Origin of the sequence: Adhaeribacter terrigena, from assembly GCF_016623615.1 — a bacterium.
GTDB lineage: Bacteria > Bacteroidota > Bacteroidia > Cytophagales > Hymenobacteraceae > Adhaeribacter_A > Adhaeribacter_A terrigena.
Genome location: NZ_JAEHFX010000003.1, coordinates 85,920 through 104,630, shown reverse-complemented (window position 1 = coordinate 104,630; position 18,711 = coordinate 85,920). Strand labels below are relative to the sequence as shown.

At 48.2% G+C, this 18,711-nt stretch carries 14 protein-coding genes; 7 read left to right on the top strand and 7 right to left on the bottom strand.

What is annotated here, in order from left to right; genetic code table 11:
• Positions 1 to 141: 141 nt before the first annotated feature.
• Positions 142 to 2,685: an excinuclease ABC subunit UvrA gene (uvrA, locus tag I5M27_RS07185; protein WP_200505522.1), complete on the top strand. Its 2,544-nt coding sequence runs from the start codon at positions 142 to 144 to the stop codon at positions 2,683 to 2,685.
• A gap of 197 nt (positions 2,686 to 2,882) precedes the next feature.
• On the top strand, positions 2,883 to 4,568 hold the full coding sequence (locus I5M27_RS07180) for a glycerol-3-phosphate dehydrogenase/oxidase (RefSeq protein WP_200505521.1): 1,686 nt from the start codon (positions 2,883 to 2,885) through the stop codon (positions 4,566 to 4,568).
• A gap of 22 nt (positions 4,569 to 4,590) precedes the next feature.
• Here I5M27_RS07180 and I5M27_RS07175 read toward each other — a convergent pair whose 3' ends face one another.
• The 4 genes from I5M27_RS07175 to I5M27_RS07160 all read right to left on the bottom strand — a co-directional run bounded on the left by I5M27_RS07175 (position 4,591) and on the right by I5M27_RS07160 (position 7,597).
• Positions 4,591 to 5,217 carry an alpha/beta hydrolase gene (locus I5M27_RS07175; protein WP_200505520.1) on the bottom strand — a complete coding sequence of 209 codons (627 nt, stop codon included), beginning with the start codon at positions 5,215 to 5,217 and terminating at the stop codon, positions 4,591 to 4,593.
• A 147-nt stretch (positions 5,218 to 5,364) separates the two neighbouring features.
• Entirely contained in the window at positions 5,365 to 5,913 is a 549-nt protein-coding gene (locus I5M27_RS07170; RefSeq protein WP_200505519.1) for an NADPH-dependent FMN reductase, read from the bottom strand.
• Between the two features lie 104 nt (positions 5,914 to 6,017).
• Positions 6,018 to 6,953 (bottom strand): ring-cleaving dioxygenase, encoded by a 936-nt coding sequence (locus I5M27_RS07165; RefSeq protein ID WP_200505518.1) that lies wholly within the window; start codon positions 6,951 to 6,953, stop codon positions 6,018 to 6,020.
• A gap of 107 nt (positions 6,954 to 7,060) precedes the next feature.
• Positions 7,061 to 7,597: a YceI family protein gene (locus I5M27_RS07160; RefSeq protein WP_200505517.1), complete on the bottom strand. Its 537-nt coding sequence runs from the start codon at positions 7,595 to 7,597 to the stop codon at positions 7,061 to 7,063.
• Positions 7,598 to 8,004: 407 nt separating this feature from the next.
• Between I5M27_RS07160 and I5M27_RS07155 the strand changes: the two genes are divergently transcribed.
• The 5 genes from I5M27_RS07155 (at position 8,005) to I5M27_RS07135 (ending at position 12,114) form a co-directional block, all read left to right on the top strand.
• Entirely contained in the window at positions 8,005 to 8,763 is a 759-nt protein-coding gene (locus tag I5M27_RS07155) for a hypothetical protein (RefSeq protein ID WP_200505516.1), read from the top strand.
• Between the two features lie 219 nt (positions 8,764 to 8,982).
• Positions 8,983 to 9,690 (top strand): DsbA family oxidoreductase, encoded by a 708-nt coding sequence (locus tag I5M27_RS07150; RefSeq protein ID WP_200505515.1) that lies wholly within the window; start codon positions 8,983 to 8,985, stop codon positions 9,688 to 9,690.
• A gap of 83 nt (positions 9,691 to 9,773) precedes the next feature.
• A complete protein-coding gene (locus I5M27_RS07145) occupies positions 9,774 to 10,544 on the top strand; it encodes a hypothetical protein (protein ID WP_200505514.1) in 771 nt (256 codons plus the stop codon).
• A 201-nt stretch (positions 10,545 to 10,745) separates the two neighbouring features.
• The gene (locus tag I5M27_RS07140) at positions 10,746 to 11,465 is read left to right on the top strand and encodes a glycerophosphodiester phosphodiesterase (RefSeq protein WP_200505513.1); all 720 of its coding nucleotides are present in this window, start codon (positions 10,746 to 10,748) and stop codon (positions 11,463 to 11,465) included.
• Positions 11,466 to 11,499: 34 nt separating this feature from the next.
• Complete coding sequence (locus I5M27_RS07135; RefSeq protein WP_200505512.1) at positions 11,500 to 12,114, top strand: membrane-associated protein; 615 nt, start codon at positions 11,500 to 11,502, stop codon at positions 12,112 to 12,114.
• A gap of 93 nt (positions 12,115 to 12,207) precedes the next feature.
• On the opposite strand, the gene I5M27_RS07130 is transcribed toward I5M27_RS07135, so the two are convergent.
• The 3 genes from I5M27_RS07130 to I5M27_RS07120 form a co-directional block, all read right to left on the bottom strand.
• The gene (locus I5M27_RS07130; protein WP_200505511.1) at positions 12,208 to 13,470 is read right to left on the bottom strand and encodes a metallophosphoesterase; all 1,263 of its coding nucleotides are present in this window, start codon (positions 13,468 to 13,470) and stop codon (positions 12,208 to 12,210) included.
• A 356-nt stretch (positions 13,471 to 13,826) separates the two neighbouring features.
• Positions 13,827 to 15,143 (bottom strand): NAD(P)/FAD-dependent oxidoreductase, encoded by a 1,317-nt coding sequence (locus I5M27_RS07125; RefSeq protein WP_200505510.1) that lies wholly within the window; start codon positions 15,141 to 15,143, stop codon positions 13,827 to 13,829.
• Positions 15,144 to 15,533: 390 nt separating this feature from the next.
• Complete coding sequence (locus tag I5M27_RS07120) at positions 15,534 to 18,707, bottom strand: efflux RND transporter permease subunit (RefSeq protein ID WP_200505509.1); 3,174 nt, start codon at positions 18,705 to 18,707, stop codon at positions 15,534 to 15,536.
• Positions 18,708 to 18,711 lie beyond the last annotated feature (4 nt).

Sequence of the window (18,711 nt, the reverse complement as noted above, 5' to 3'; positions counted from 1 at the left end):
GCAATATTTGTAAGTAGCGCTGCATTTCGAAAAACGCTATCCTTTTCGGGTTAAAAACTGCCGGCAACCTGCCGCTTCAAATCGAGTAAACCAATCGTAAAAACCCTATGGTTTTTTAAGTTAAAACTGCTTTTCTGTTTCATGACAAAAAAAAACGCTGCTGCTTCTCACAATCATTCCGGATTTGTACACGTGCGCGGTGCCCGCGAGCACAACCTTAAAAATGTAGACCTCGATATTCCGCGTGATGCGCTGGTGGTTTTTACGGGCGTTTCGGGTTCGGGCAAATCTTCGCTGGCTTTTGGCACGCTTTACGCCGAAGCGCAGCGCCGGTACCTGGAATCGGTTTCGCCGTATGCGCGCCGTTTGTTTAACCAGATGGCCGTGCCGGAAGTAGATAAAATAGACGGTTTGCCGCCGGCCGTAGCCTTGCAGCAGCAGCGCGGTGCACCAACCACCCGCTCTTCGGTGGGCAGCGTAACCACGCTTTCTAATTTGCTGCGCATGCTGTATTCCCGCGCCGGCGATTATCCCGCTAATCAGCCTATTATTTATGCCGAAGCTTTTTCGCCAAACACACCCGAAGGTGCCTGCCCGAAATGCCATGGTTTAGGAAAGATCTACGACGTTACGGAAAGCTCCATGGTGCCTGATGATTCGCTCACGATCCGCGAGCGCGCCATTGCCGCCTGGCCTACCGCCTGGGGCGGACAAAACCAGCGCGACATTCTGGTTACCCTGGGTTTTAACGTAGATATTCCCTGGCGCGAATTACCGCAAATTGACCGCGACTGGATCCTGTTTACCGAAGAGCAGCCCGTGGTGCCGGTTTACGCCGGTTTTACGCCCGAAGAAACGCAGCGCGCCCTGAAGCGAAAAATGGAACCGAGCTATATGGGTACGTTTACCAGCGCCCGCCGCCACGTTTTTCATACGTTTACGCATACGCAAAGCGCGCTGATGAAAAAGCGGGTGGCGCAATTCATGCTCAGCACGGCCTGCCCGGTTTGCGAAGGCAAAAGGCTGCGCCGCGAATCGCTTTCGGTAAAATTTGCGGGCCTGGATATTACCGAATTTTCCCGGTTGCCGCTCAAGCGTTTAGCTGAAATTCTCCAGCCTTATGCCGCCGGCTCCGCTAAAGCGCTTAAAAAGCTCGAAACCGAACACCCGGAGAAAGCCACCGTTACCAAACTCATTGCCGAAGATCTGGCCAGCCGGCTGGAAGTGTTGCTCGATTTAGGTTTGGGTTATCTGAACCTGGAACGCAGCACACCTACCCTTTCGCCGGGCGAATTGCAGCGTTTGCGCCTGGCTACGCAGTTACATTCCAATCTTTTCGGGGTAGTTTACGTGCTCGATGAACCCTCGGCTGGTTTGCATCCGGCCGATAAAGAAGCCTTAATTTCAGCTCTGGGGGTTTTGAAAAATTCGGGCAATTCACTTTTCATTGTAGAGCATGATCTGGATGTGATCCGGCACGCCGACTGGCTCGTGGATGTTGGCCCCGGGGCTGGCGAAAACGGCGGTGAAATTCTCTACAGCGGTCCTATTGCGGGCCTGAAACAAATAGAAGCTTCCCAAACCCGGCAATACCTTTTCAGCCCCGAAAATAAGCTGAAGGCAAGGCCCCGCAAACCAAGCGGCTGGCTGACGTTAAAAGACGTTTCGCGCAATAATTTACACAAGCTGAAAGTGCAGTTTCCGCTGGGCATTTTTACCACGGTTACGGGCGTTTCGGGTTCGGGAAAATCGAGTCTGGTAAGCCAGGTTCTGGTAGAATTGGTGGCTGAACATTTAGGGCACGTAATGCCGGTGGAGGAAGAAGAAACCGATGCCCTGGAACAAAGCGTTTTGCCGCAAACCGGCGGACAAATTACCGGTGGCATGGAAAATATCAAACGGCTAGTGCGCGTAGATCAGAAACCCATCGGCCGCACGCCGCGCTCGAATATGGCAACCTATACTGGCCTGTTCGATAACGTGCGCAAGATCTTTGCTGAAACCAGGGAAGCCAAAAAACGCCATTACGATGCGGGCCGTTTTTCTTTTAACGTGGCCAAGGGCCGCTGCGAACATTGCCTGGGCGAAGGATTTGTGATGGTGGAATTGCTTTTCCTGCCGAGCGTTTATTCACCCTGCCCTACCTGCCACGGCACCCGCTACAACGCCAAAACCCTGGAAATAACCTACCGCGATAAAAATATTGCTGAAGTGCTTCACCTTACCGTAGACGAAGCCTGGGAATTTTTCGAGGAAGAACCGCAGATCCAAAGAGCTTTAACGGTTTTGCGCGAAGTAGGTCTGGGTTACCTGCGATTGGGTCAATCGGCTACCGAACTTTCAGGCGGTGAGGCGCAGCGTATAAAGCTGGCTACGGAACTGCAAAAACAACAGCGCGGCAATTCGCTATACATTCTCGATGAACCAACCACCGGTTTGCACCCTTCCGACGTTGAAAAACTGATGACGCAACTCGATAGCCTGGTAGAGGCCGGCAATACTGTTATTGTGGTAGAGCACGACATGCGGGTGGTTGCCAATTCTGATTGGGTAATCGATATTGGTCCGGGAGCTGGTGAGGAAGGCGGAAAAATTGTAGCGGAAGGGACGCCGGCCGAAGTTGCTAAAGCCAATGACAGCAAAACGGCCTTTTACCTGAAGCGGTTTTTCAGCCAAAAAGCATAGCGTTTTTAAAAATTGAAGGGTTAAATTTTAAGGATGAACGTTTAAACTTCAACATGAAATGAGCCTTTTAAATGCGATACTTTTGGGGCCGGAAAACATACCGCTTTTGGGTGAAGAAACTTTCAGAATTGATTTGCGTTGGCAAATATAAGTCCGCTTAAAATTCTTATTTTCAGCTTTCCATCTCACCCAAATGTATGAACGCTCCAGCCGGTATCTCGACTTTAGATCGGGTTAAAATATTTTCAGAAATTACCATAAAAACATTCGATATTCTGGTGATTGGGGGCGGCATCATGGGTGCGGGCATTGCGCTCGATGCGGCTTCGCGCGGACTGAGGGTTTTGCTGGTTGAAAAACAGGATTTCGCCGCCGGTACCAGCAGCCGTTCCACCAAACTCATTCACGGGGGCCTGCGATATCTGAAAAATTTTGAACTTGGTTTGGTACGCACTGTTGCCCGCGAACGAAAAGTTCTGAACCGGAATGCGCCGCACCTGGTAATGCCCGAACCAATGCTGATCCCGATCCTGAAAAATGCCTCTTACGGGTACTGGGCCACTAAGGCCGGCTTAACGTTATACGATCTCCTGGGAAACGTAGAAACGCCGGAGCGCCACCGGATGCTCGATAAAACCCAAACGCTGGCACAGGAGCCGTTACTGAACCCGGAAAAACTGCAGGGTGCCGGTTGCTTTGTAGAATACCGCACCGACGACGGCCGGTTAACGATGGAAGTGCTCAAAACCGCCCATACTTTCGGGGCTACTTGCCTGAATTATTGCGAACTGCGGCATTTTACTTACAACGAAGAAAAACGAATTACTGGTGCTGCATTGCAGGATAAACTTACCGGCAAAAATTACCAGATAAAAGCGACTTGCGTGATCAATGCTACCGGCCCCTGGAGCGCGAAAATCATGCAACAGGACCAGCCGGAAAAACTCCCTGAACTGGTTCATACCAAGGGCGTGCATCTGGTTGTGCCTTTTGAGAAATTTCCCCTGAAGCAAGCTGTTTATTTCGATATTCCGGGCGGGCGGATGTTGTTTGCCATTCCGCGGCAGGGCGTTACTTATTTTGGCACCACCGATACGCCTTTTACCGGAAACCTGGAAAAACCACGAGTAGAAAAAGAAGACGTTGCGTATTTGCTGGCCGAAGTGAATAAGATGTTCACCGGGCTGGATTTAAAACCAGGCGATGTGATTTCGAGTTGGGCCGGGGTGCGGGTTTTGCTTTACGAAGCCGGCAAAAAACCTTCCGAAATTTCCCGAAAAGACGAAATTTTCATCTCGGCTTCGGGGCTGATCACGGTGGCCGGCGGTAAACTTACCGGCTACCGCAAACTGGCTGAACAGGTGGTAAATAAAGCCCTGGAAAAGTATTTCCCGGAAAACCGGCAACCGTCCGGAACCGCTAAAATTAAACTTTCGGGCGGCGATTTTGAAAATGCGGCGGCCGTAAAAGGGTTTCTGAAAAGCTGCCAGGAGATCGGGCAATTACACAAATATCCTTCGGAAAGCTTGGCGTATCTGGTACGAAACTACGGCACCAATACCAAAGCCGTTTTAAAAGAAGCCTGCCGGTTAAAAGCCGAAAACCTGGACCCGGAAACCCGGTTATTACAGGCCGAAATCTGCTACACCATTCAAAATGAAGGCGTAACCAGCCTGAGCGATTTTCTGATAAGAAGAACCGGTAAACTGTATTTCGAGCGCGGGCAAATTATTGCCATTTTACCGGCCGTAAAAGCGGCCTTCCAGAAGATCCTGACCTTGGGAAACGGGATTCTGGCCAACCAGGAAAGCGAATTTATGGAGCAATTCGAGGCAGCCGTGGCATTTAAAAATGAAAGCAAAAACGCTATGGTTTCGGCTTAAAAAACTTAGGATCAAAATTCCTCTATTTCCCTTTCAGGATCATTTTTACCAGTTCTATTTCTTCCGAACTGATGGTATGCGGCCGGCCCGGATAGATCTTTTTAGTAACCTTTGCCCCTTTTTCAGTAAGAATGGCTACCGTTTCCTCCACCCGGCTTACAGGTACGTGCGGATCAGGATCGCCGGTGGTAATCAGAACGGGCGTGCCTTCAAAATTGCCCTGGTAATTACTTAATGCAATTTCCTGCCCGATCAGGCCGCCGGTTAAAATGCAAATCCCGCCAAAGCGCTGCGCATGCCGGCTGGTAAACTCAGCGGTTAAACAAGCGCCCTGCGAAAAGCCTAAAAAATAAATCTGCCCGCTGCTAATCCCCTGGCCTTTAATGTTCTCAACCGTTTCTGAAAGCAATTCCAACGCAGAATCCAGAGCCGGCTGGTTTTGCGCTACGGGGGCCATAAAACTGTACGGGTACCAGCTGTTTTGCGAAGCCTGCGGGGCGAAACGTGTAAAATCTTCTATGGTTAATTCTGAAGCCAAAGACAAAATGCTGGCCGCCGTGGCGCCTCTTCCGTGCACCATGATCAGGGCTTTGCCGGTTTCGGTTAAAGGTTTTCCCTGGGTTTTAATGTTCTTTTCGTGCGTGTACATAGGTAATAAATTAAAGGTCAGGAAGTAAATAAGAAGCCCCGGTAGCTGGATTGAAAAACGTCGGATTGAAATTACGCAACGGATTTAATTCATTTGAAATTATCCTGTTTTTCTGCCCGGTTACTGCAATCAGAAATATTATGCGGTTTATTGCTTCGCGGCAGAAATGGTACGGGTCAGCCAGAGAAAACTCTCCAGGAATTTGTCCAGCATCTGGCCGTAAGCTTCGTCGGTGAGTATTCCATCGGTAAATACGGTTTGCACTTTGGGCGTGAGCATAAAATTGGGCAGCGCGATTCCCTGCAAGGTAAGGGCGTACTTCAGCAGATCTTTGGCCGCGTTTATGCCACCCAACTTGCCGTTAGAAACCGCCACCACGCCGAAAGGTTTATGAAAATATTCCTTATAGAAGTAATCCATGGTGTTTTTCAGCGCACCCGAATAACTGTTATTGTGCTCCGGCGAAACGATCACAATGCCGTCGGCCTGGGTGATTGCAACGCTAACTTCTTTCATTTTATCGGAAGGGTTTTCCTGGTTGGCGAAGGTCTGGTCCAGCAACGGAAAATTCAGCGCTTTCACATCGAGCAGCTGACAGGTGTGGCCTTTAGCTTCAAGGCAGCGCAACACTTCCTCGGCCACCTGGTGCGATTGTCGCTCGGGCCGGGCACTTCCTGAAAAAATAACGATATTCATAATTTTGATTCTAAGGACTGGTGTTGCTTACCGGCATAAGCTGCTTTTCAAAATTTTCTGGTTTCTGAAGGCAGCTTATGCAGGAAAGCGTTTAAAAAGAAAGCTTAATCCAGTTTCGGTAAAACAGCTTCAATTTCGGCGCGGCGCGGTTCGTATTGCGGCGGCAGCAACAAATGGGTTCCTAATTCCTCCACTTTTTCGTCTACCATAAAGCCCGGATTATCGGTGGCTATTTCGAAAAGTACGCCGCCCGGTTCCCGGAAGTACAGGGAATAGAAATAATTCCGGTCTATTTTATTGGTGATGTTCAGGCCGCGGGCCGCAATTTTATCGTGAAACTGCATTAGCGTGGCTTCGTCTTTTACCCGGAACGCAATGTGATGTACCGTACCTCCAGCCCCGTTTCCCCGGCCTTCGCTTGGCAATTCCACGAGGTCTATAATATGGGCGGTTTCTACGGCATCGGTTGCATACCGGTAACGGTTGCCGCTTTGCTCCAGTAGTTTATAGCCAAATACTTCCGTCAGAATTTCGGCGGTTGGTTTTACGTTATTCAGCGTAAGGGTAATATTATGAAAACCGCGCAGGGCAACCTCCGCATTAACTTCGCTGGTTTCCCAAGGCTGGCGCGCATCCGCCTTTTTCGGAATTACCAACTCCAGTTTCAGGCCGTCCGGATCGAGAAAAGTAAGATATGGCTCGCCGAATTTTTCGGAAGGTTTGTTGTACGTTACATTGTGTTTTTCAAAGCGCTTCATCCAGAAATCGAAACTTCCTTCCGGTACGGCGTAGCCAATTTCAGTGGCCATGCCCGCTCCTTTTCTTCCCTGCCGGATCCCTTCCCAGGGAAAAAAAGTAAGAATGGTGCCCGCGCTGCCGGTTTTATCGCCGTAATAAAAATGGTAGGTACCCGGGTCGTCGAAATTCACGGTCTTTTTCAGCAGCCGCAAACCCAGTACGTTGGTATAAAAATCTAAATTTCGTTTGGCCAGTCCGGCTATTGCCGTTACGTGGTGCAGGCCTAAAATACGTGTTTCCATGGATTCGTAGTTTTTAATGCTAAAACGATAGCGTTTTTAAATAAAAAATGAGTAACCGCCACCCATACAAAAATGCCGGCCGTTACTCATTTCCTCAGGTTAAAAATTTAAGCTTGTTTTACCAGCTGTACTTCTGCCTGCAGTTTAATTTCGTCGCTAACCACCACGCTGCCGGCTTCGGTAACCGCGTTCCAGGTCAGGCCGAATTCCTTGCGGCTGATCTTGCCGGTTACGGTAAATCCGGCTTTGGTCTGACCATACGGGTCAACCACAATGCCGCCAAATTCCACATCTACGGTTACCGGTTTGGTTACGCCTTTAATGGTCAGGTCGCCGTGCAGTTTATAATTGCTGCCGCCTACGTTCTCGTAGTTGCTGGAAACAAAACGCACTTCGCCGTGCTTTTCCGCATCAAAGAAATCGCCGGATTTTAAGTGCGTATCGCGCTGCTCGTTGTTGGTGCTGATCGAATCTACATCGGCAGTAAACACCACGCTTTTCGCGCTTTTAAACTGGTCGTCTTCGGTTTCGGCTTCAATGTTGAACTTCTGAAAATACCCGGTTACCGTAGTAATCATCAGGTGTTTAACTTTGAACTGAACTTCGCTGTGCGTTGGGTCTGATACCCATTTTACATTTGCCATAATCTTATGCTTTAGTTTTAAAGTGTAATTGATCTTTAATTTAAACAGGTGCCTGAGTTGTAAAGATAATACAAATGTACATACATTTAATGTATATACATACATTATTCAGAAAAGATTCAAATATTTTTTTTGATCCAAAAAACCTTCCTGAAAAAGCCTTTCCGGCTAACCAGAACTCCTACTGATTCCGGAAAAATAAGTTTTCTAGCTTCCTGGTTTTCTGTTCTTTATAAATAAATAATTTTTCCCGGTTTTAAATGCCGGCTTCGTGGTCTGTTTTTTGCTGAAACGGAAAACGCTAAAACGGCTTCGGTTTTTTCTGTTTCTTCCGGCCCGGGCCAATCTCTGAAGGCCACCCGGAAGGCAAAAAAGCAAATAAACTTTCAACTATTGCACGATTCTCTATGAAAAAAATTTTCTGGTTCCTGGTGCCGGCTATCGCTTTACTGGCCAGCAGTTGTTCTTCGGTTTACATGCCCAATACGCCCAACACGCCCATGCTAAGCGCCAAAGGCGAACTTTACAGCGGCGGCCATATTAATCTGAAAGGGAACGCCAGTTTTACTTCTGCTTACGCCGTTTCCGATCATATCGGGATCATGGCGAACGGCTCTTTTATGAACCAGAACCGCGATAAAAAGGCTTTCCGGCACAATATTCTGGAGGCCGGCGGCGGTTATTTTACTACTTTCGGCGAAAAGAATAACCGCGTGCTGGAAATTTACGGCGGCCTGGGCCGGGGCAGCAGCGATATAACCTACCGCAAAAAAACCGAAAACGGCCTGCAAACTTACGACCGCCAGGAAATTACGCTCAACAAAGTTTTTGTGCAGGTAAACTTCAGCAAGAAAAAAACCGAATCGTTCCGCTTGTTCGGCCGCGTTTTTCCGCTCAATTACGGTACCGCCCTGCGGGCCAGCTACGTAGATATGGGTAAATTTATCCGTAACGACGTAGAGCAAACCACCGAAGACAACATTTTTCTGGAGCCCATTTTTTTCACCCGCGTGCTACTCACCAATGCCGTGCAATTACAACATACCAGCGGCTGGAATTTCGGGCTGAAGAACCGCGATTTTTTAACGGCCGGTAATTCGGTTTCCAGCTTAGGCATTATTATAAATGTAGGCGGTAAAAACCTGCGCAAAGGAAGCAGGCACTAAAATCCGGACCGGTTCTTTTCTGTTCAGGCTTCTTACTTTTTCAGCTCAAAACCATAGCGTTTAACTTGCCGGCAGCGCTTATAGCCGGCTTGCCGGGAATTTTCGCACTAATCTGGTAGAAGAATTTGTTTTATCTTTAACCAAATTAACCCGGGCTTGTTTGTAAAAAAGCAAATGTACCGCTGTAGGGTTCTTGTTTTAAAAACTAAAATTGCAACAATGAAAGTAGAGATCTGGTCTGATGTGGTTTGCCCGTTTTGTTACATTGGTAAGCGCAAATTCGAAGCAGCGTTAAAAGATTTTCCGCATAAAGATGAGGTGGAAATAACCTGGCGCAGCTTCCAGCTCGATCCGGAAGCAAAACCGGTTCCGGGGCAAAGTGTGCACGAGTATTTAGCCAAACGCAAAGGCGTGAGCGTGCAGGAAGGCAAGCAAATGAACGATTACATGGCCGGCGCCGCCAAAGAAGTTGGTTTACAGTATAATTTCGACAAAGCCATCATTACCAATACCCTGGATGCGCACCGTTTACTGCATTTCGCCAAAGAGCAGGGCAAACAAAATGAACTGAAAGAAAGGTTATTTGCCGCTTATTATACCGAAGGCCGCGACCTGGGCGACAAAGAAACGCTGGCTGAACTAGCCGAAACGGTAGGGTTGAATAAAGAAAAAGTAAAAGCCATGCTGCAAACCGATGCCTACAAAGAAGCTGTGCAAATGGACCAATATGAGGCGCAGCAGGTTGGCGCCCGCGGCGTGCCCTTCTTTGTTTTCAATAACCGGTATGCCATTTCCGGCGCGCAGCCCATTGAGCTTTTTCAGCAAACTCTGGACCAAACCTGGAACGAAACCGAGAAACCCAAACCCACTCCCATTGCCGGCGATCCGAACGCGAACGCCTGCAATTTAGACGGCAGCAATTGCTAACTTTAATCTTCAAAATGCGGGAATTTCAGCTAAATTGCTGAAATTCCCGCATTTTTTTATCAGCTTAAAAACGCTATGTTTTTGTGGCTGAAAAGCACATCCAGAATAAATTCCTTATGCTCCAATCGGTTTTAAAAGCAGAAGATCCGCTGCACCAGCAAATACAACACCTGGAAAAAGCCCTTGCGGAGCTGGAAAAAGAACTGGCCACGGCCGAAACCGCCATCAATGTTTTCAGTGCACAACTCCGCTCCCAGCTGCAACCCCAGATCCGGCGAATTCAGGAGCTTACGGCGGTTTATAAAAAGCTGAAAGCCGACAAAAAAGCCAAACGCCTGGAACAGAAAAAGAAAGGCAAAAACTACCGCGAAACCTCCGGCTTAAAGCAAACTGCTACCGCACCTTCCGTTACGGTCAAACCAACCCCGGAAAACCAACAGGAATTAAAACGGCTCTACAAAGAAGCCATCCGGCACGTGCACCCCGATAAATTTGCCGGCGAAGATTCCGATAAAACCGGGCGCGCTACGGAAGTTACCATGCAGCTGATAGACGTTTACGAAAGCGGCGATCTGGAAGAACTGAAAGGCTTTTACGAATACATCATCAGCGGCAATGCCATGTCGCACATCCCCTACCAGCCCGAAACCATTGCCGATCCGGCTGCCTTACTTGTATTTCTCCGCAAAAAACAGGAAGAACTTTTCAGGGCTTTGCAGGAAATTAAAAATTCGGAACTGTACCACGTTTTACAAACCTACCCCGAGCCGCTAACGTTTGTGCACGAACTGCGGCAACAATTCGAGCAAAAGATCCTGCAGCTGCAAAAACGTACCCGCAAAGCGAAGATATAATCGGCGTTGCAGAGAAAGTTTGACGTTGCTTTCAGAGCAGGTTTTTATTTTTTAAAATTCAAAAAACGCTATAGATTTCATCGTAAAAAGTGCATTGCTCTTTAATAAATTGTACCAGCCAGCGGCGTTCAAACTTTACAGCTTTACCCAAGTTTGCATTTAGTAGAAGTCACTTTTAACGAACGTATTCTAAGGTTAAAAATGGAAGAAACTGCTTTAAAACCAAAGATCTTCGGGCACCGCGGCGCGGCCGGACTGGCATTTGAAAACACGTTGGCCAGCATCCAAAAAGCCATTGACCTGGGCGTAGATGGAATAGAAATAGACGTCTGGCAAACCACCGACGGCGAAATTGTAGTTTTTCACGATGCTTACCTCGACCGTTTAACCGATGAAAGCGGATTCATTGCGGAATTAAGTTACGGGAAACTGAAAAACACAAAGCTGAAAAACGGGGCCGAAATTCCGACTTTAAAAGCTGTGCTTGACCTGGTGAAGCCGCATAAAATCCCCCTATTAGTAGAAGTAAAAGCTGAAAACGCCTTCCTTAAAACGCTGGGAATATTAGAAAGTAACCTGCCTTCTGATGCGTTCACGATCGGCTCCTTTTATCACCAAAAGATCATGGAAATGAAAAGGCAAAACCCGGAATTGCAAACCGCTATTATGTTCGAATGCGTGCCGGTTTTCCTGGAAGATTATCTGCAAAAAGTGAATCCTGATCTGGTGGTTACGGCCATTGAAACGCACAACGCTTACCTGGTGGAAACTGTAAAAGCTCAAAACCGCAAACTGCTGTTTTACACCGTAAACCAGGAACCCGAAATTGAACTCGCTTTAAAGGCAAAACCATACGGCATCATCACCAATTTCCCAGACCGGCTGCTCGAAAGAACCAGGAACGTTACCGGCAGTTTTTAACCCACTTTCCCTACCATTTTAGCATTGAACCAACATGAATCTCTGGCTGCCGGCTTTACCAGATGCAACGCTTATCCCGCTTTGGATCAAAATTGCTTACACGGTATTTGTGGCTGTTCTGGTGCCGGTTTACTGGAAAAAATGGGGCCTTGCCAATTTTTTGTGGTTTTCGGATGTGGCTTTGTTTGTAATGCTGGCCGCGGTCTGGCTCGAAAGCAGCTTGCTGGCCAGCATGATGGGCGTAGCAGTTCTGATCCCGGAAATCGCCTGGAATGTGAGTTATTTCGTGCAGCTTTTAACCGGCAAAAGACTTTTCAGCCTCACCGATTACATGTTCGACAGCACCAAATCGCGTTTCCTGCGAGCGTTGTCCTTATTTCACGTGGTTTTGCCGCCGCTTATTCTCTGGATGATCTGGAAAACGGGTTTTCATGAAAGCGCTTTCTGGTATCAGGTTTTATTCGGCTGGGCCGTTTTACTTTTCACATTCCTGTTTACCTCTCCCGCCGAAAACATCAACATGGTATTCGGGCCCGGGGCAAAACCGCAAACCAGACTAAGCCCGAAACGTTACCTGCTCCTCGTTATGCTGGGATTGGCTATAGGGATTTACCTGCCTGCGTACTTAATCCTGCAGCTGGTTTTCTGACATTCGGCCTGAACTTTCGGCGTATTCTGGAATAATAATTAAAAAAACGGTAGGGTTTCAGGCTTAAAAAGTCTGAAGTATTAAGAGTTGACTTTATGCGGGAGCCTTGCCTTTGCGTAATTCCAGCACCGTGATCTCCGGCCAGATCCCTACCCGGCCCGAAAAACCGATAAAGCCAAAGCCCCGGTTCACATACAGCATTTTCCCGGCTTCCGCTGCCAGTCCGGCCCAGGTTTTGTAGCGGAACTGCGCCGGACTCCATTTAAAAACCGGCGTTTCTATTCCGAACTGCATGCCGTGCGTATGCCCGCTCAAAGTTAAATGCACGTGTTTTTCGTGGTGTTTTACAACCTCTTCCCAATGCGAAGGGTCGTGTGAAAGCAGGACCTTAAATGCATCTTTGGATATATTTGCCAGCGCCTTGTCCAGGTTACCGATTTGAATAAAACCCTTACCCCAGTTCTCCACCCCGATCAGCGATAATTTTTCGCCATCTTTTTCGATCGTGACCGCTTCGTCCAGCAACAATTTATAGCCCATATCGGCGTGGTGTTGCTTCAGGTCCCGCAGATTCTGCTCTTTTTCTTTTTCGGTTGGCCATTTGGCATACATGCCGTAATCATGGTTTCCGAGCACCGAAAACTGCCCGAAAGGGGCTTTTAATTGCTTAAAATGATTGATGTAAGGCACCACTTCCGTCGCATAATCGTTTACCAGATCGCCGGTAAAAACGAAAAGGTCCCCCTTTTGCGCTTTCGCCAGATCAATGCCCCGTTGCACCGCTTCCGGATCGTCAAAACTGCCGGCATGAATATCGGAAAGCTGCGTGATCTTAAAGCCATCGAAGGCGGCCGGCAGGTCTTCAAAAAAAAGCGTAGAGCGGTGCACCGTGTACTGGTACTTGCCTTTCACCATACCGTACAGAAAAGAAGCGAAAGGAATGGAAGCCAGAATTAAAGCCGACTGACTTACGAATTTCCGGCGGCCGGGCATCAGCTTTTTGTCAGATTCCGTTTCGCTGAAAGTTTGTTTGATCAACCGGATAAGCGCTACTCCGGCCCGCACCAGATCTTCGCCAAAAAGTACCAGAATAAAAACCAGCTTGGTTACAAAAAAGATCAGGAACAAATTCATGATCCATTTCATAAAATCATTGTTTTCGCCGGTTGAAAAGCGCTGGAAAACAACTACCGTGAAACAGATATTGAAGGCAATAAAAAATATCCAGTAACCCCGGCGCACCGCTTTCCGCAGTGTTGCAGATCGCCAGTCAGCCGAAATCCTTTTAATTCCCTGGTAAACGTAAAAATCGAAAAGAAGGGCTATAACCCCAAAAAGCACTATAAAACGCCGCATCAATTAGCTTTATTAAAATTTCTCCGCTTTGGTTCACCTTAATTCCATTAGTAAACCTGCTCCGGAGTTCAAAAGTACAATAATTATGGCTGAAGTAAATTGCCGGAGAAGAAACGTTCGAAAACGCGGTTTCTTGCCTCACCGCTTTACCATTTAAATCGCCCGGATACTAGCTGAACAGAAATGAAAACCGTCCGCTTGCCTTACGAATTCTATAGGGTTAGGGCGCTCTTTTCCAGAAAGATTATGGATAGAAACGTTGCCTTTGCCAATTATTCAATTCATTACTGGCATTAAAAAACAAGCCTCCGCATCCCGGAGGCTTGTTTCTGGAAAAATAAGGAATGAATTCGTTTTTAAGCGGCTTTCACCAACTCAGGCAATCTGGCAGTTTTTTCAGGTTTTACCATAGCGTTTTCCGCCGGCCTTATGATCAGGCGCATGGCCTGGTCTTTGGTAAAATACGCGATCATCCAGTTATAAAGCGTTTTCACGCGATTCGGAACGGTTATAAGCGAAACCAGATGCACGAACAGCCACATCACCCAGGCAACAAACCCGTTGAAATGCAGTTTCGGTTTGGGCAGATCGGCTACTGCTTTTTTCCGGCCTATGATCGCCATAGAGCCGCGGTCGTGATACGCAAAAGCTTTTAACGGCTTATGCTCCTGCTGCGCTTTTAAATTCCGGGCCAGCAATTTCCCCTGCTGAATGGCAACCTGGGCTACCTGCGGATGGCCGTTAGGGAAATTCCCGTCGGAAGTCTGCAAGGCAATATCGCCGATGGCAAAAATATTCTCCGTGTTTTCTACCTTATTATATTCGTTTACCAGCAGTCTCCGGCCGCGGCCGTAACTTTCGGTAGGCATACCTGCAATCATTTTACCGGTTACCCCTGCTGCCCAGATCAGGATCTTCGTTTCAATGGTTTCGCCATCGGCAAAAGTCACCAGATCATCTTCATAGTTAATTACCTGTTTGTTGAGTTTCACATTTACGCCCAGCTCCACTAGAGAATCGTGGGTATATTGCTGCGAAGCTTTGCTCATAGGCGCCAGCACGCTCGGGCCACCGTCTACCAGATAAATCTCGCTTTCGATGCCGGTTAATTCGGGGTAATCTTTCTGTCCGATATTTTTGCGCATTTCTGCCAGCATACCTGCTACTTCTACCCCCGTCGGACCGCCGCCGGCCACCACAATGGTGGTTAGTTTGCGTCTTTCATTATCGTCGGTAGCCAGGGTAGCTTCTTCGGATTTCTGCAGCATAAAATTCCGAAGGTTAATGGCGTCGTGCACGGTTTTCATGGGCTGTGCATTTTTACGAATGTTATCGATGCCGAAATAATTCGTTTCGGTACCCGTAGCCATGACCAGGTAATCGTATTCCAGTTCACCGTTGCTGAGCACGATCTTGTTCTCTTCGGGCTTTACTTCCATCAATTCGCCCAGGCGGAAATTCAGGTTCGGTTTGCCCTGCAATAATTTGCGGAAAGGATAACTGATATTCGACACTTCCAGGAAACCGGTAGCTACCTGGTAAAGCAGCGGCGGGAAAAAATTATAGTTGTTTTTATCGACCAGCGTTACCTGAAATTCAGGCTCACCGGAAAGACTATTCGCCAGGTTTACCCCCGCAAATCCGCCACCAATAATTACGATCTTTTTTGTCATTTCTTTAGCGTTAAAGCCTGCCTTTTTTGTCAGTAAAATGAATAAACGGCAGGCAATTAATGTACATACATGAATTAGCAAAAAGCGCGCCCAAATGCGCTTTGTCAGCTTTATTTTACCAAGTCCGGCAAAATAAAAACTCCTTTTCGCTAAGCATAAAACTCATTCCAGGCATAACAATAAAAAACGCATATTAAATCCGTTTTTCCGTTTCCAATCCAAACACGGCAGGCTTTCCGGCAGAAGAATCCCTTGGTTAATTTTCTGACAGGCCGGCAGTTTTTTCAGGTAAAAACATAGCGTTTCTACCTGAAAAACAAAAGAGACAGACCTCCAAAGGAAGCCTGCCTCTCAATTTATCAAACACAATTATAAAAAGCTTGGCAAATTCTAGTGCACATGCGCCAGGTTCTTTTCGCCCTGAACCGCTGTTTCGTGCTCCAGCTCTTCCAAAGATTTGTCTTCCAGCTCAATCTTTTTACTCTTATCCATACCAAACTTCGCCAGAACTCTATCGAAGATGTAGTAAATGATCGGTACCACAATTAAAGTCAGGAACATGGAAGAAGTCAGACCACCGATCAAAGCCCAGGCCAGACCGTTTTTGGAAGCCGCCACGGCGCCACCAGCCAACGCGATCGGCAACATACCGATCACCATCGCCAAAGTAGTCATCAAAATCGGGCGGAAACGGATACGGATCGCTTCTACCAGGGCATCTTTCACCGGCACACCTTCAGCTTTCAAACTGTTCGTGAAATCGACCACCATAATGGCGTTTTTCGCAACCAGACCGATCATCATGATAATACCCAGGATAGAGAAGATACTCAGCGTTTCGGCAGCCAGAGCCAAGGCTAATAATGCCCCGATAATAGCCAGCGGAATGGAGAACAATACCACGAACGGATACACGTATGAGTCGTAAAGCGCCACCATGATCAGGTACATGAAAATGATAGAAGAAAGCAAGGCAATTCCCAGCGTACCAAAACCTTCGCTCTGGTTTTTCAGGTTACCTTCGTAGCTCACGGTTACGCCTTTCGGCACATCCACTTTCGCCATGCGTTCCTGAATTTCTGCACCAACCGTACCGGTCGGACGACCAACTACCTGCGAGTTCACGTTTACGGAAGTTACCCGGTTGGTACGCTCCAGTTTAGAAGGCCCGGAAGATTGCTTGATATCCGCAAACTGACCCAAACGCACCACCTGCCCCTGGTTATTCACGAAGGAAAGGTTGGCAATATCAGTTACGTTCTTGCGGTCGAATTCATCGAGACGGATGTTGATGTCGTAGTTGTTGTTGCCGTCGCGGTATTCTGCATCGGTATTTCCGCTGAAGGCAACCTGCATGCCGGCACCTACACTTTCCAACGTCAAACCTAAACTAGCCATTTTGGTTCGGTCTACCTGTACGTTGATTTCCGGGTTACCGCCTTCAACCGAAGTTTCCACATCGGAAGTACCTTGCACCTGCACCACTTCCCGCATTACTTTCTGCGAGAAATTCATGAGCGTATCCAGGTTCGGACCGGAAAGCAGGATCTGGATCGGGGCTTGCGAGCTACCCACCATACCCACCGGCACCGGCGTAATTTTCACGCCCGGGATCAGTTCCTCCACTTCGGCTTTTACCATCCGGCTGAATTTATCGGTACTGAAATCACGCTTCCGCACATCCACGAGCGCCACGAAAATTTCCGATTCATACGCCGCACCTTGCCCCTGCTGCGAAGCCGAAGTAGCCCCAACAGTCGTAAACACGCGGGTAATTTCCGGGTATTTATTCAGGTAATTCTCTACTTTGGCTGTAGCCTGGTTCGTTTGTTCTACGGTCGCATTTTTCGGCAATTCCAGCTGGAAGTTCACTTCCCCTCTGTCGCCGGCGCCAATAAATTCGCTACCAATAAAACCGCCTGGCACCAATGAAACCGCCCCGATAAATGCCGCCAGGGTTAACCCTAACACGATCAGTTTATGACCAAAAGCCCAGCGCAATACGCTCGTAAAACCATCGATCACGCGGTCCAGGAAACGTTCGAAAGATAAGATAAAGCGGCCGAAAACATTCTTATCGGAAAGGTGCTCCAGTTTAGAGAAACGACTGGCCAGCAATGGAATTAAGGTAAAGGCCACAAACAACGAGATCATGGTTGCTACCGCCACTACTACCGCAAACTGACGAAGGATATCCGAAACCAGACCAGTTGAAAGCGCCAGTGGCACGAATACGACCACAATTACGAGCGTAATGGAAGTTACCGTGGCGGAAATTTCGCGGATACCATCGTAAGACGCCTGGGCCGGGTTTTTACCCATTTCCATGTGACGGTAAATGTTCTCGATCACCACAATGGCGTCATCCACCAGAATACCAACCACGAGCGAGATCGCCATCAGACTCATCAGGTTCAACGAATAACCGAAGAGGTACATGGCAATAAAAGTAGCCACCAACGATGCCGGAATGGAGATCATTACAATGATCGCGTTCCGCAGCGAGTGCAGGAACAAAAGCATTACCACCGCAACCAGAATTACTGCCAATGCTAAGTCGTGAATTACGGAATCAGCGGCTTCCAGGGTAAACACCGAGGTGTCGTTGGCAATGTTGAATTTCAGGCCGATTTCGGCGTAGGTTTTTTCGAGTTGCGCCAGGGTTAATTTGGTTTGCTCACTTACTTCCACCGCGTTCGCATCACTCTGTTTCTGAATGGTAATACCCACGGAAGGCTTGGAGTTGATACGGCTTAATACGTCGGTATCTTTCTGCGAATCCTGCACTTCGGCCAGGTCGCTCAGGCGCACGGTACCACGCGCATCATCACGAATTACCAAAGCGCGCAGCTGATCCAGGGAAACGAATTTACCCGCTAAACGGATCTGGGTCTGGCCTTCGGCGTCTTTAATTTCGCCGGTCGGGAAGTCTAAGTTGGAGCTCCGAATGGTCTGCATTACCTGCAGAATGGAAATGCCGTAGGCTTCGAGTTTGTTGGCATCGATATTTACTTTCACTTCGCGTTCCTGGCCACCCAGAACTTTGATCTGGGCAACGCCTTGCGCGCGGGAAAGCTGCGGTTTGATCTGTTTGTCGATCAGGTCGTAGAATTCGGTAGCCGGTAAATTGGCCGTGGCTCCCATTTTCATGATCGGCATGTCGTCGAAGTCGAATTTACCTAAAGAAGGCGCATCGGCATCGTCGGGCAACCGCGATAAAATGGCGTTCACTTTACGCTGAGCGTCCTGTAAACTCAGGTCCACGTCGGTACCCTGGTTCAGCTCGATCACAATTACCGAAAAGCTTTCCTGCGAGGTACTTTTAATGGTTTTTACGTTCTCCAGCGAAGAGATCGCATCTTCAATTTCTTTGGTTACCGAGTTCTCCACTTCCGAAGGCGAAGCACCCGGATAAAGCGTGGAAATGGTAAGAACCGGCGGCGAAAATTTCGGTAATAACTCGTAGTTGAGGCTGTTGTAACTTACGATCCCCAGCAAGGTGAGCACCGTAAAAACCACCACTACAATGGTAGACCGCTGGATGGATATTTTGGTTATGTTCATTTCG

Excerpts from the sequence above, each read along its gene's own strand:
- uvrA (WP_200505522.1), top strand. The coding sequence starts at position 142 with ATGACAAAAAAAAACGCTGCTGCTTCTCACAATCATTCCGGATTTGTA.
- I5M27_RS07180 (WP_200505521.1), top strand. The coding sequence starts at position 2,883 with ATGAACGCTCCAGCCGGTATCTCGACTTTAGATCGGGTTAAAATATTT.
- I5M27_RS07175 (WP_200505520.1), bottom strand. The coding sequence starts at position 5,217 with ATGTACACGCACGAAAAGAACATTAAAACCCAGGGAAAACCTTTAACC.
- I5M27_RS07170 (WP_200505519.1), bottom strand. The coding sequence starts at position 5,913 with ATGAATATCGTTATTTTTTCAGGAAGTGCCCGGCCCGAGCGACAATCG.
- I5M27_RS07165 (WP_200505518.1), bottom strand. The coding sequence starts at position 6,953 with ATGGAAACACGTATTTTAGGCCTGCACCACGTAACGGCAATAGCCGGA.
- I5M27_RS07160 (WP_200505517.1), bottom strand. The coding sequence starts at position 7,597 with ATGGCAAATGTAAAATGGGTATCAGACCCAACGCACAGCGAAGTTCAG.
- I5M27_RS07155 (WP_200505516.1), top strand. The coding sequence starts at position 8,005 with ATGAAAAAAATTTTCTGGTTCCTGGTGCCGGCTATCGCTTTACTGGCC.
- I5M27_RS07150 (WP_200505515.1), top strand. The coding sequence starts at position 8,983 with ATGAAAGTAGAGATCTGGTCTGATGTGGTTTGCCCGTTTTGTTACATT.
- I5M27_RS07140 (WP_200505513.1), top strand. The coding sequence starts at position 10,746 with ATGGAAGAAACTGCTTTAAAACCAAAGATCTTCGGGCACCGCGGCGCG.
- I5M27_RS07135 (WP_200505512.1), top strand. The coding sequence starts at position 11,500 with ATGAATCTCTGGCTGCCGGCTTTACCAGATGCAACGCTTATCCCGCTT.
- I5M27_RS07130 (WP_200505511.1), bottom strand. The coding sequence starts at position 13,470 with ATGCGGCGTTTTATAGTGCTTTTTGGGGTTATAGCCCTTCTTTTCGAT.
- I5M27_RS07125 (WP_200505510.1), bottom strand. The coding sequence starts at position 15,143 with ATGACAAAAAAGATCGTAATTATTGGTGGCGGATTTGCGGGGGTAAAC.
- I5M27_RS07120 (WP_200505509.1), bottom strand. The coding sequence starts at position 18,707 with ATGAACATAACCAAAATATCCATCCAGCGGTCTACCATTGTAGTGGTG.